Source organism: Janthinobacterium sp. FT14W (genome assembly GCF_009208755.1).
GTDB lineage: Bacteria > Pseudomonadota > Gammaproteobacteria > Burkholderiales > Burkholderiaceae_D > Janthinobacterium > Janthinobacterium violaceinigrum.
In genome coordinates, this window is the sequence record NZ_WFLL01000040.1 from 40,028 (window position 1) to 52,424 (window position 12,397).

General features: G+C 67.3%; 14 protein-coding genes. 8 read left to right on the forward strand and 6 right to left on the reverse strand.

Annotation, left to right across the window (positions count from 1 at the left end; genetic code table 11):
* Positions 1-416: 416 nt before the first annotated feature.
* Positions 417-707, reverse strand: a complete 291-nt coding sequence (locus GCN74_RS22195; protein WP_152258689.1) for a hypothetical protein — start codon at positions 705-707, stop codon at positions 417-419.
* Between the two features lie 35 nt (positions 708-742).
* On the opposite strand from GCN74_RS22195, the gene GCN74_RS22200 reads away from it, so the two are divergent.
* Positions 743-1,303, forward strand: a complete 561-nt coding sequence (locus GCN74_RS22200) for a phospholipase D family protein (RefSeq protein WP_152258690.1) — start codon at positions 743-745, stop codon at positions 1,301-1,303.
* On the opposite strand, the gene GCN74_RS22205 is transcribed toward GCN74_RS22200, so the two are convergent.
* A complete protein-coding gene (locus GCN74_RS22205; RefSeq protein WP_152258691.1) occupies positions 1,304-2,200 on the reverse strand; it encodes a LysR family transcriptional regulator in 897 nt (298 codons plus the stop codon).
* 130 nt (positions 2,201-2,330) lie between these two features.
* Here GCN74_RS22205 and GCN74_RS22210 point away from each other — a divergent pair, with 130 nt between their 5' ends.
* Together GCN74_RS22210 and GCN74_RS22215 are read left to right on the forward strand one after the other, a co-directional pair.
* Positions 2,331-3,488: an agmatine/peptidylarginine deiminase gene (locus GCN74_RS22210; protein WP_152258692.1), complete on the forward strand. Its 1,158-nt coding sequence runs from the start codon at positions 2,331-2,333 to the stop codon at positions 3,486-3,488.
* 22 nt (positions 3,489-3,510) lie between these two features.
* A complete protein-coding gene (locus GCN74_RS22215) occupies positions 3,511-4,611 on the forward strand; it encodes an agmatine/peptidylarginine deiminase (protein ID WP_152258693.1) in 1,101 nt (366 codons plus the stop codon).
* 19 nt (positions 4,612-4,630) lie between these two features.
* Here GCN74_RS22215 and GCN74_RS22220 read toward each other — a convergent pair whose 3' ends face one another.
* The gene (locus GCN74_RS22220; RefSeq protein WP_152258694.1) at positions 4,631-5,692 is read right to left on the reverse strand and encodes an NAD(P)H-dependent flavin oxidoreductase; all 1,062 of its coding nucleotides are present in this window, start codon (positions 5,690-5,692) and stop codon (positions 4,631-4,633) included.
* 87 nt (positions 5,693-5,779) lie between these two features.
* Here GCN74_RS22220 and GCN74_RS22225 point away from each other — a divergent pair, with 87 nt between their 5' ends.
* On the forward strand, positions 5,780-6,655 hold the full coding sequence (locus tag GCN74_RS22225; RefSeq protein ID WP_152258695.1) for a LysR family transcriptional regulator: 876 nt from the start codon (positions 5,780-5,782) through the stop codon (positions 6,653-6,655).
* Positions 6,652-7,785 (forward strand): YbfB/YjiJ family MFS transporter, encoded by a 1,134-nt coding sequence (locus GCN74_RS22230; RefSeq protein ID WP_226939167.1) that lies wholly within the window; start codon positions 6,652-6,654, stop codon positions 7,783-7,785. Before GCN74_RS22225 ends, GCN74_RS22230 begins: the two co-directional genes overlap by 4 nt.
* Before the next feature lie 10 nt (positions 7,786-7,795).
* On the opposite strand, the gene GCN74_RS22235 is transcribed toward GCN74_RS22230, so the two are convergent.
* From GCN74_RS22235 to GCN74_RS22245, 3 genes are read right to left on the reverse strand one after another with little or no spacing between them, the layout of a single operon-like run.
* Entirely contained in the window at positions 7,796-8,857 is a 1,062-nt protein-coding gene (locus tag GCN74_RS22235; RefSeq protein WP_152258696.1) for a serine hydrolase domain-containing protein, read from the reverse strand.
* Positions 8,848-9,654, reverse strand: coding sequence for an alpha/beta fold hydrolase (locus GCN74_RS22240; RefSeq protein WP_152258697.1), 807 nt, complete (start codon positions 9,652-9,654; stop codon positions 8,848-8,850). The genes GCN74_RS22235 and GCN74_RS22240 overlap by 10 nt, the downstream gene beginning before the upstream one ends.
* Entirely contained in the window at positions 9,651-10,667 is a 1,017-nt protein-coding gene (locus tag GCN74_RS22245) for a M14 family zinc carboxypeptidase (protein ID WP_152258698.1), read from the reverse strand. Before GCN74_RS22245 ends, GCN74_RS22240 begins: the two co-directional genes overlap by 4 nt.
* Positions 10,668-10,876: 209 nt before the next feature.
* On the opposite strand from GCN74_RS22245, the gene GCN74_RS22250 reads away from it, so the two are divergent.
* From GCN74_RS22250 to GCN74_RS22260, 3 genes are all read left to right on the forward strand, one after another.
* The gene (locus GCN74_RS22250) at positions 10,877-11,620 is read left to right on the forward strand and encodes an STN domain-containing protein (RefSeq protein ID WP_152258699.1); all 744 of its coding nucleotides are present in this window, start codon (positions 10,877-10,879) and stop codon (positions 11,618-11,620) included.
* Positions 11,617-12,192: an RNA polymerase sigma factor gene (locus GCN74_RS22255; RefSeq protein WP_152258700.1), complete on the forward strand. Its 576-nt coding sequence runs from the start codon at positions 11,617-11,619 to the stop codon at positions 12,190-12,192. The genes GCN74_RS22250 and GCN74_RS22255 overlap by 4 nt, the downstream gene beginning before the upstream one ends.
* 8 nt (positions 12,193-12,200) lie before the next feature.
* The coding region (locus GCN74_RS22260) for a FecR/PupR family sigma factor regulator (RefSeq protein WP_193317202.1) at positions 12,201-12,397 on the forward strand (197 nt) is incomplete at its 3' end.

A 12,397-nucleotide genomic window follows, 5' to 3' on the forward strand; every position in this document is an offset into this window, starting at 1 on the left:
AAGGTTATACGCTTGGGGACGACTGGGTATGTCCACAGTGCTTTGGAGACCTAACCGGTTATTTCAACTGGACAAGTGCATAGACTTGTCTTGGCTTTTCCATGGACGGCCAGAAGCCCGTATCCCCGGCGTACGCTCTAAAGTGAGTTAGCTCCAATATGAACCGACAACAACTGTTGCGACAATGGGAATTCCCTCATCTCGACCATGGAGGAATAACGCTAGTTGCACGAACAGACGCAGAGAAATGCTTGCGGATGATTCTTGAGCAGAAGTGCCGTCTGCATGGGTATGATGGATTTACGTTACATAGCGATGGTCAGCTTCAACCGCATATGGAATGGAGTGCAAGTTGGTCATGGGAGCATCTGCCGTCTTTTGCTGAGATGCTAAAGGATGTTCTTGAATCGCCTGCTTCAGTGACTCATTTCGAATTCGTTTTTTCGAACGATATCTGAAACTTGTTCGGCACTTGGTCTTACTGCGAGGGCCTGCAATCGGCCTATTGTGTAGAAAAACGCAGGTACGTTGACATTTAGATAGGAATCCTGCCAGCCTAGACTGGCCAGTACCACCGCTATTGAATGATCACCGACTGATTGGAAGTCTGAGTTCTCCTGAAATTGTTGCCGTTCGACTTTTTCAAAGGGTGAAAGCGGACGGTCACGCAGGCTCCGGGTCTGCTTGCAGGCTGATTTTTTGTTCATCCACACCCGATTATTGAAACAAGGAAATGCCACCGATGAAGAATCTCCTGCTTGCCCTTGCGCTGTGCCTGGCCGCGGGTGTGTCGCCAGCATCGCCAGTATCGCTTGCCGCCGACGCCGCGCCCACGGTCACCATCGAGAACGCGTTTTCGCCCGATGGCGGGGCGGAGGCGCTGGTGCTCAAGGTCATCGATAGCGCGGCGTCGAGCATCCGGCTGGCCGCCTATTCGTTCAGCTCGCCCCATGTGGTCGAGGCCTTGCAGCGGGCGCGCCAGCGGGGCGTGGACGTCAGGGTGCTCGTCGATGCGCGGCGCAACGTGCGCAAGAACAGCCGGGCCGCCTTGAACCGGCTCGTCGACGCGGCTATCCCCACCCGTATCATTTCCCGCTACGCGCTGCATCACGACAAGTACATCGTTGCCGATGGCGTGACCGTGCAGAACGGCAGCTTCAATTACACGGCCGATGCCGCTACCGCCAACAGCGAAAATGTGATCGTCGTGTGGCACAGCGCGCGCCTGGCGCAATCGTACCTGGCGCACTGGGAAAACCGCTGGGCCAGCGGCGTCGACTATGCGCGCGTGCCGGCGCCCTGATCATTGCTCCTGCGCCGCGCCTTGCGCGCGCAGCCAGTCGAATACTTGCCCGACGATGGGCGAACGGGGATGTTCCGCCACGCCCGACAGCCACCAGGTGGCGCCCGGCACCCTGGGGTAAGCGGGCAGCACGTGCAGCAGGCCGCGCGCCAGGCTGGCATCGACCAGCAGGCGCGGCAGGCAGGCGATGCCGCGCCCGTCGAGCGTGGCGTCGAGCAAGAGGCGCGCGTCGTCGTAGATGGCCCGCTTGCGAAAGCGCGCCAGCGGACCCAGGAACAGGGGCGCCGTCGCGTCGCCCGTCAAGCTTTCTTCCAGGCACACCAGATCCGCGTGCAGGTGATGCGCCTCCTGCGGCACGCGGGCCAGCCGCGCCGCCAGCTCGCTGTTGGCCACCATCACCCATTCATCGTGCAGCAGGGGGATTTCCTGCAGGTCCGGCTGCAGCAGGGGACGGTCGCCGATGGCGATATCGACGTCGATTTCATCGACGAAGCGGGCGCTCTCGTCCACCGACAGCAGCAGGCACAGTTCGGGCAGCTGCGCTTCCAGCGCCCGCAGCCGCGGCTGCAGCCAGCCGTGCAGCACGGGCGCCGGACACACCAGCACCACGAGACCGGGATCGAGATAGGTGGCGATGCGCCCCAGGCCGCTGCGCAGCACGGTCATCGAGCGCTGCACGCTGCGCAGCAGCACTTCGCCCGCCACCGTCAGCTCCACGCCCCGTCCCGCGCGGCGAAACAGCGGCTGCTTGACCTGTTCTTCCAGCAGCTGCACCTGATGGCTGATGGCCGACTGCGTCACGTGCAGTTCGTCGGCCGCGCGCGAGAAATTGCCGTGGCGGGCGGCCGCTTCAAAGCCCATCAATAATTTCAGCGAAGGAATGCGATGTTCTGACATATGAGAAAACTTAATGAATTAAAGCAAATCATATCATTTGTTTTCATATCTTGATCCCGCCACAATGCCGTGCATGCCAACGCATCGGCAAACGGTGCGCGGCACTCTGACTAATTAATCAAGGATGGATATGAATACACGTCGATATTTCTTGCGTCATTGCATGGTGGGTGGCAGCGCGCTGGCCTTGGGCGGCATGCTGGCCGCGTGTGGCGGCGGTGCTGCGGAAGCGGGCCCCGTGACGCCCACGCCGCCCAGCATCAGCGGCGGTGGCGTCAATCAGGCGGACGGCTGGCGCATGCCCGACGAGGCCGAAGCCCACAAGGCCACGTGGATGGCGTATGGCGCCTCGAGCGCCGTGTGGACGCGCGCGCAAGTGCCGCAGGTGCAGCTGGCCCTGGTGCGCATCGCCAATGCGATAGCCGCCTACGAACCCGTCAACATGCTGGTGCGCCCGGCGGAACTGGCCGGCGCGCGGCAATTGCTCGACGCGCGCGTGAATCTGGTTGCCGCCGAGATGGACGATTTATGGATGCGCGACACGGGCCCCGTCTTCGTGCGCAAGCCGAACGGCGAGCGGGCCGGCGTGAAGTTCAACTTCAATGGCTGGGGCAACAAGCAGCAGTTCGGCAAGGATGGGCAGGTGGCGGACACGGTCGCCGCCCAGGCCCGGGTACCGCTGCTGGCCACGCGCCTGGTGCTGGAAGGCGGGGCGCTGGAAGTCGATGGCAAGGGCACGGCCATCATCACGGAAAGTTGTGTGCTGAATAGTAACCGCAATCCGGGCTGGAGCAAGGCCGACTGCGAAGCGGAACTGCAGCGCCTGCTGGGCATCCGCAAGGTGATCTGGTTGCCAGGCATCAAGAACAAGGATATCACGGATGCCCATACGGACTTTTACGCCCGCTTCGTGCGCCCCGGCGTCGTGGTGGCGCACCGCGAGATGGACACGGAATCGTACGACTACGCGGTGACCCGCCGCCACCTGGAGATATTGCGCGGCGCCACCGATGCCGATAATCAGCCGCTGCAGATCGTCGTCATCGACGGCCCCGAGAAAATTCGGCCTGGAAACAACCCGAACACCTTCGCCGCCGGCTATATCAATTACTATGCCACCAGCAGCGCCATTTTCCTGCCGGAATTCGGCGATGCGCAGGCGGACGCCAGCGCCAGGGCGCAGTATGCGCAGCTGTATCCTGGGCGCGCCGTGGTGCAGATCAATATCGATCCCATCGCGGCCGGCGGCGGCGGCATCCATTGCACCACGCAGCAGGAACCGGCATAAACGCGCATCACAGGAGAACAGCATGCAACGACGACATTTTCTCTCGGGCGCCATGGGCCTGGCGGCAGGCGCCGCCGTGGGCTTGCCCGCCTTGCCAGCCTCGTCGGCCCTGGCCGCAGGGGCCGGCTGGCGCATGCCCGACGAAGGCGAGCGCCACGCGGCCACGTGGATGGCTTTTGGCGCGAATGACGAGGTGTGGGGCAAGCGCCTGAAGGCGGGCGCGCAGGCGAACCTGGCGCGCATCGCGCAAGCGATTGCCAGCGTCGAACCCGTGCACATGCTCGTCAACGAGGAAGATTACGACGTGGCCGCTCGCCTGTGCGGCAACAAGGTCAAGCTGCTGGTGCAGCCCATCGACGACCTGTGGATGCGCGACACGGGGCCTGTCTTCGTCAGGAAGGCGGGCGGCGCCCTGGCCGGCGTGAATTTCAATTTCAACGGCTGGGGCGAAAAGCAGGACTATGACGACGATGCGCTGGTGGCTGGTTTTGTTGCCGGACGCGCCGGGGTTGCCGTGCTGGAAAGCAGCCTGGTGCTGGAAGGGGGCGGCATCGAAGTCGACGGCCAGGGCACGGCCATCATCACGGAAAGCTGCGTGCTGAATGCCAACCGCAATCCCGGCGTCGGCAAGGCAAAGTGCGAGCAGGAACTGCACCGGCTGCTGGGCATCGAGAAAGTCATCTGGCTGCCCGGCATCGCGGGCCAGGACATCACCGATGGCCACACGGATTTCTATGCGCGCTTCTGCGCCCCCGGCGTCGTCGCGGCCGGCTTTGAAAACGACCCCGCTTCTCCCGAGCGCGCCGTCACCCGGCGCCACCTCGACATCCTGCGCAAGGCCACGGATGCGCGCGGCCGTCCGCTGCAGGTGGTGGTCCTGCCCGGTCCGGGCCAGGTGCGCCCGCAATATGAAAACAAGGATTTCGCCGCCGGCTACATCAATTTCTATGTCTGCAACGGCGCCGTGCTGTGCCCGGAATTCGGCGATGCGGCAGCCGACCGCAACACCAGGGCCATCCTGCGCGAACACTTCCCCGGGCGCGACATCGTGCAGCTGAACATCGACGCCATCGCGGCCGGTGGCGGCGGCATCCACTGCACCACGCAGCAGCAGCCGGCGTAGGCGGAGGGGCCGGGAAAAGTCAGCCCGCCATTTCCCGCGCCAGGGTGGCCACCAGTTCCGCCGCGCCCATTTCCCGCGCCAGCGGGGCGCCCTGGCCAGCCCATTGCGCGGCAAATTCGCTGTCGCCGCGCAGGCTGGCCGCTGCATTCAGCTGTTTGGCGGCATCGTAGGCGACGGGATAGTCGGCCGGCGGCGGGCTGCCCGGCGCTTCGCCATGTTCGATCAGGCGGTTCACCATGCCCCGCGCCAGGCGGCCCGAGAGCACGCTGGTCAGCCGGGTAGTGGCCGCCCGCCCGCTTTTCAGCTTGGCGCGATAGCCCGCATTGGCCGCCGACTCCGGGCATAGCACGAACGCCGTGCCCAGCTGGACAGCCGCGGCGCCCAGGTTCAGCGCCGCGCGGATGCCTTGTCCATCCATGATGCCGCCGGCCGCGACGAGGGGCAGGGCAGTGCTGCCCGCCAGCAGGCGCAGCAGCACGGAAGTGCTGTGGCGCTCGTCCTGCGCCTGCGGATCGAAGGCGCCGCGATGCCCGCCCGCTTCCACGCCCTGCGCCACGATGGCGTCGACGCCGGCCTGTTCGATGAGCAGCGCCTCGCGCACATTGGTGGCCGTGGCCATCGTGTAGATGCCCGCCTGCCGCAGGGCCGCGATCTGCTGCGTCGCCGGCAAGCCGAAATGAAAGCTGACGACGGCGGGACGCAGTTCCAGCAGCAGGTCGAATGCCGCAGCATGGCCGATGAACGTTGGATAGATCTCGTCCAGCTGCGTGGGCAGGGCCGCGCCCAGCTCCGCAAACAGGGGCGCCAGGTGGGCCAGCCAAGCCGCTTCGCGCCGCGCATCCCTGACGGCCGGCGCATGGCAGAACACATTCACATTGAAGGGCCGTGCCGTCAGCGCGCGCGTGTCGGCGATCATCTGGCGCGCCTGCGCCGCCGTGCCCGCGCCGATGGCCAGCGAGCCCAGGCCGCCCGCATTCGAGACGGCAGCGGCCATGCGCGGCGTGGAGACGCCCGCCATCGGTGCCTGGATGATGGGGTACTGCAGGCCGAGGCGGTCGAGGAAACGCTGGATTGACGTCATGATGATTCCTTCATGAAGTTGAGGATGCTGCATTTAATTCGTATTTTAAGAATATAATAGCACAATCATTTTCAAAGAGAGAATACAATGGACCCGGAATCATTGCGGATCTTTTGCGCCGTGGCCAGTGAACTGAGCGTCACCCAGGCCGCTGCCCGCCTGGGCCGCGCGCCGTCCAGCGTCACCACGCGCATCCAGCAGCTGGAAGCCGATATCGGCGCCGAACTGTTCGTGCGCACCAACAAGCGCATGGCCCTGACGGCGGCGGGCGAGCGTTTTCTCGAGTATGCGCAGCGCCTGCTGGCGCTGGCGGACGAGGCCCGGCATGTCGTCACGGGCGGGCGCGAGGGCGGCACCTTGCGCGTCGGCAGCATGGAAAGCACGGCGGCCAGCCGCCTGCCGGCCTTGCTGGCCGCCTATCACGCGCGCTATCCGGCGACGCGGCTGGCGTTGAGCACGGGGCCGTCGCGTCCGCTGATCGAACAGGTACGCACGGGCTTGCTCGACTGCGCGTTTGTTGCCTTGCCACCAGCGTTCGGCGGCGCCGCCGCGCTGGAGGAGCTGGGACTGGCATCGACGGCCGCGTGGCGCGAGCAACTGTGCCTGCTGCTGCCTGCCAGCGAAGCGCAGGCGCGGCGGGCCGCGGACGTGGCCACGCGTTCGCTGGCGGCGTTTCCCCAGGGCTGCACCTACCGCGGCATCGCGGAAGAGGTGCTGGGCGTGGCGGGCAGCACGCAGTGGCGGGTGCAGGAAATGAGTTCGTATCACACCATGATCGCCTGCGTGGCGGCCGGCGCCTGCGTGACCCTGCTGCCGGCCAGCGTGCTGGCGCTGTCGGACGCGCCAGCAAGCTTGAAAACCTTGCCTGCAGGGCAGATTGACACCATGCTGGTGTGGCGCGCGGGCTTCGACGTGCCCGCGTTCCAGCACTTGCTGGCGCAACTCGGCGCGGCGGCGCCGTGAGCGGGGCCGCCAGGCTGCGCGCGGCCATCGCCGGGGCGGCCATCCTCGCCATCGGCATGGGCTTCGGCCGCTTTGCCTTCACGGCCATCTACCCGCATATGCTCAAGGAAGGCGTCTTGAGCTTGCGCGACGGCAGCCTGGCCGCCTCGGCCAACTATGCCGGCTACTTGCTGGGCGCCATCCTGGCCATGCGCGCGCGGGCGCACGGCGCGCACCGGCTGTGTTTGTGGTCGGTGGCCGGCACGGCGCTGTGCCTGGGCGTGCTGGCCCTGCCCATGCCCGTCTGGTTCATCGTGACGGTGCGGGGCGTGGCGGGCGTCTTCAGCGCGCTGGCCATGGTGGCTGCCTCGCTGTGGCTGCTGGAACAGCGCCGCCAGGCGCGCGGCGCGCCCCTGCTGTATGCGGGCGTGGGGGCGGGCATCGCCGTGTCGGCCGAATTGCTGGTGCTGGCATCGTACCTGGGCTGGCACAGCGCCGGCATGTGGCTGCTGCTGGCCGGCGTCACCGCGCTGGCGGGACTGGCGGCCGCGCCCGCCATTGCCGCCGGCGGCCAGGCGGGCCCGGACGCGCCGCCGGCGCACGCTTCCGCACCGGCGCTGGCGCCCGTGGCGCCGTGGCCGCTGGTGCTGATCTACGGACTGGCAGGGCTCGGCTATATCGTCACGGCCACGTATCTGCCCGTGCTGGTGGGCGCGGCCTTGCCCAATCTCAATTCCGCCCACGTGTGGGCCGTGTTCGGCCTGGGCGCGGCGCCCTCGTGTTTCCTGTGGCACCGGCTGCATGAGCGACTGGGCACGCGCCGGGCGCTGCGGCTGAACTTGCTGCTGCAGGCGCTGGGCGTGGCGCTGCCCGTGCTGGCGCCTTCGGCCGCCGGCTACCTGCTCAGCGCCATCCTCGTCGGCGGCACGTTTGTGGGCACGGTGACCATCGCCATGCCGGCCGCGCAGCGGGCCGCGGGCAAGGCGGGCGCCAACATGATGGCCATCATGACGATCGTGTATGGCGTGGGCCAGATCATCGGCCCCGTGCTGGCCGGCAGCCTGTATGCGCAGTCGCACAGTTTCAACAGCGCACTATTGGCGGCGGCCGGCGCGCTGCTGCTGGCCATTGCCGTGAGCCTGCGGCTGTAAGCTGCCGGCGTCAGAGGTCGAATGCGCTGCGCATGAAGTCGCTGCGCAGCGCGTTGACCCTGGCGGAATCGCGCGTGTAATACAGTTTGTTCGTCAGCAGCACCGCGTAGCGGCCGCGCCGGGGGCTGAGCCACATGGCCGTGCCCGTGAAACCCAGATGGCACCAGACGTCGTCCTGCGCCAGCGTGCCTGCCGCCGGGTGCCAGAACAGGCCGCGCGACGGCGTCAGGGCGCCCGTCTGCACCGTCAGCGAGTCGCGCACCCAGGCGGCGTCAAACACTTCGCCGTGGCGGCCCGCCTGCGGCGCCAGCATCGCCCGCAGGAAGCGCTGCAGGTCGGGCACGTTGGAAAACAGCCCGGAGATGCCGCATACGCCGCCCAGCAGCCGGGTGGAAAAATCATGCACCACGCCGGACAGGTGCGCGCCCGCCTGCTCGCAATACTCGGTGGGCGCGACCAGCGCACCATGCGCGGCGGGCAGGGGGCCGAAGCGCGTGGCGGCCATGCCCAGCGGCCGCAGCACATGCTGTTTGAGCGCCTGGTCCAGGGGCATGCCCAGCAGCCGCTCGATGACAAGGCCGAGGATCAGGGCCGCGCGGTCCGTGTATTCCACGGCCTGGCCCGGCGTGCCTTCCAGCGGTTCGCGCAGCACGCCGCGCACGATATCGCCGTACACCTCGCCATAGCTGGCGCGCAGGCGGGCGCGCAGCGGCAAGCCGGCCGTATGGGTGAGCAGCTGGAAGACCGTGATGGGCGCCAGCGCGTAGCCGGCCGTGCCGGGCAGCAGGCCGGCCAGGCGGTCGTCCAGGCGCAGGCGCCGGCGGTTCAGCAGCCAGCCCACCAGCGGCCAGACGCTGACGACCTTGGTCAGCGAAGCGATGTCGAACAGGGTGTCGACCTGCATCGCGGCGCTGGCGGGCTCCGGGGTGAGCCGCCCGGCCGCGCCCGCCACGCCGCGGTGCATATCGTGGTCGACTGTCCCAAAGGCCCAGGCCGCGCCTGGGAAAACGCCATCCTGCACGCCGGCCTGCGCCAGCGCCGCCAGGTGGTTTTCACGTTCCGTTATCCGCATGTTGACTGTATTGTGTTTTGCTCGCCATGATCCGTCATTGCCACCCCGATCCAGCGCGCCACCGATTGCGCCACCCACGATCCCTCGTCCAGCGGCAGGTCGTGGCCCCCGTCGCCGTGGATCAGGCAGTCCGCCTGCCAGGCGCGCGCCAGGCGCTGCGAACAGCGGTGGTCGACCAGCCGGTCTTGCGCGCCCGCCATCACCAGCACGGGCATGGCGGGCCGGCTGGCGGGGGCGCGGTAGCGGGCGGCCGACAGCAGCTGGCGCAGCGCATTGCGCCGGCTGACGGGGTATTGCTGCTGATAGCGCATCCAGTCGGCCAATAGCGCGCCGTTGCCTTGCCCATGCCGCCGGCTCGTCAGGCGCAGGATCAGCGCTTCCTGGCTGCGCGGGTCGCCCAGCAGCAGCTGGCGCAGCAGGGCGCCGTAGTTTTGCCAGCGCAGCCGCCGGTAGAACGGGCTGTAGGGCCGCATGCTGGTGTTGATCAGCACGCAGCGGGCGATTTCCTGCGGGTAGCGGCTTGCCCATTCCACGGCCACCATGCCGCCCAGCGACAGGGCCAGCAAGTGGTAGGGCGCCGGGATGCCCCGCTCCAGCAGCTGCCGGCGGCAGTCTTCCACCATGTCCGCCACGCGCGTGGCGCTCGTTTGCAGATGGCGCGTGCCGTTGCCGGGCAGGTCGGGCGTGACGATGCGCGCACCGGGCAGGGCGTGCGCCAGGGTGGCGGGAAAGCGGCCCCAGTGGCGCTGTTCGCGCATCAGGCCGCGCAGCAGGACCCAGGTGGGCGGCCCGCTCATGATTCGTACCATTGCGCCAGGGCGCGCCGGCGCTGCGCCTTGCGCAGCAAGCCTTCCGGCACCCAGCGGCCGTGGCTGCTGGCGGCGCGCATGAGGAAATCGAACCACACCAGGTGGCGCCGCAGCACGCGCTGCAGCCGGTGCGCGGCCGTGGGATTGAACATGCTGACCCGGTTGAACAGCTGGCGCGGGTTTTTCTTGACCCACAGCCAGGAGCCCATCTCCAGGGTCAGCGGCAGGAACACGCGGCCCGTATGGCTGGTGCCGTTCAGGTACAGATAGTCCCACAGGTCGCCATGCGTGCGGTATTGCCGGCTTTGCGGCTCGAATACGTAGTTGTGGTTGGGGTAGCTCTGGCTGAACAGCTCTTCCAGCGCGCCGATCTCGGCCAGGTGTTCGATGGGCACCTTGGTATGCGCGTGGGGAAACCAGATGCGGTCGCGCAAGCCGAAACCGGAATGGCAATCGAGGGCGATGCTAAACTGGCGCGACAGCAGTTCGCGCTCGACGAGGTCGCACACGGCCTGGCTTTCCAGCTCCATGGGGCCGTGCGCCGCGCCCCGGTACCAGGGCAGGCGGGCGCTGTAGCGCTGTCCGCCCAGCATGAACGGCACTTTTTCGCGCGCGCTCAGGGGCGCATTGCGCATCAGGTCCACGCCGCGGGGATTGCTGCGCGTGGCTTGCCACATGCCGCCCGGATTGACCAGCGGCATGAACACGAGGCGCATGGTTTCCAGCTGCTGGTGCAGGGTGGCGTCCCAGCGCAGGCGCGCGACCAGGCTTTCCAGGAAGGACAGCAGCACTTGCGTGCCGATGCGCTCGAGGCCGTGGATGCCGCCAAAAAAGCCCAGCACGGGCACGTCGGGGCCGGGATTGCCCATGGCAATCGTGTACACGGGAAACTCGCGCCCATCCATGGCGATGCTGCAGGGCGCAGCCACTTCCAGGTGGCTGCCGCCCTCGTCGATGAGGCGCTTCAGCATGACCAGCTCGGGCAGATTCTTTTCGATCATCAGGCGTCTGAATGGGAATGTGACAGCCAGTGTAGCCGAAATCGTTGCTGGGGCAGACGTCTCGCATGGCGAAATTTATTGACCGCAAGCATGTCACGAAGCCGTCATTTTTTCTGTGTAGGCTATTGCGGTTGATGCAAGAATTGTTACTTGACAATACCTTGCTTCCACGCAGTTCCACCCTCACACGATAGCGACTCGATAGCGATATGACAGGCAGCCCGGCATCCGTCCATGTGCTTGCGCTGGCGGGATACCTGGTACTGCTGGGTTTCCTGGCCGCGGTGGGGCCCGTGCGGGCGCAGCCGGCCGACGGCCCCGTGCTGCAGTTCGATATCGCCGCGCAAAACCTGGGCGACGCGCTGGACCTGTACAGCCGCCGCTCGGGCATCGCCGTGCTGATGGACCAGCGCTACGCGCAGCGCCAGTCGGCCGCAGTGCGCGGCGCGTACGGGGCCGGCGCGGCCCTGCAAGTCTTGCTGGCGGGCACGGGGCTGCAATCGCGCCTGTCCGACGCGCAAGCCGTCATCGTGTACGCGCCGGCAGGCACAGCCGCCGCTGCAGCAGCGGAGCTGCCGCCGGCCGCCGTCGTGGCCGCCGCCGACATCCCGGGCGCCGTGCAGAACGGCGGCGACCATGCGGCCTATGTGAGCCGCTTGCAGCACGTGCTGCTGGGGTTGCTGTGCCGCGCGGCGCAGACGCGTCCCGGCGGCTACCGGCTGGCGCTGCAGCTATACCTGAACCGCGCCGGCGTGGTGGACCGCGTGCACCTGCTCGACAGCACGGGGCTGCGCGCGCGCGACACGGCCATCGCGCGCCTGGTGCTGGGCATGCGCGTGGGCGCGGCGCCGCTGCCATCGATGCCGCAGCCCGTTTCCATCCTGCTGCTGCCGCAAGGGCCGGGCAGCGAAGTCGATTGCGCCGCCGGCGTGCCGGGAGGGGCGGCGCCATGAGCATGCCGGACCTGCGCACCAAGCTGAAACGCCATCTCAGTTCGCGCTACGCCGTGCTGCGCTGGCGCCTCGAACGGGTGGTCGGCTGCAAGCACAATGCGGCCGATGCGCTGCAGGAAACGTGGCTGCGCCTCGAAGCGATGGTGGCGCCGGGCCCCGCCGCCGCGCCCGTCCACAATCCCGACGCCTACCTGCTGCGCATGGCCGCCAATATCGCCACCGATGCCTACCGCCGCGACCGCATCATCGTCACGGAGCGCGAACGCGAAGAGCTGATGCACATGGCCGACGAAACGGGCGACGACATCAGCGATCCCGCCCGCATCGTCTCGGCGCGCCTCGACGTGCAGGCGCTCGACGCGGCCCTGGCGGACCTGTCGCCGCGCCGCCGCGCCATCCTGACTGCCGCCAGGGTCGATGGCTTGCTCAACGCGGAGATCGCCGAGCGCTTCGGCATTTCCGTGGCAATGGTGAAGAAAGAATTGCAGGCCGCCATGCAACACTGTAAAACGTGCATGGCCGACGCCGAGGCCGCCCAGCGCAGCGATGTGTCGGGCCGCCGTAAATATTGATGAATCTCATGACTGCTCCTGACCGCGATCCACGCGCCCCTTCCGAAACTGCCGACGGCGATGCCGCCATCGGCCGGCAAGCCGCCGTCTGGTGGACGCGGCTGCGTGCCGACGATTTCACGCAGGCCGACGCCGACGCCTTGCGCGCCTGGTGCGCGCGCAGCCCCGCGCATGCGCGCGCCTGGCGCGAGCTGGGGCAGGTGTG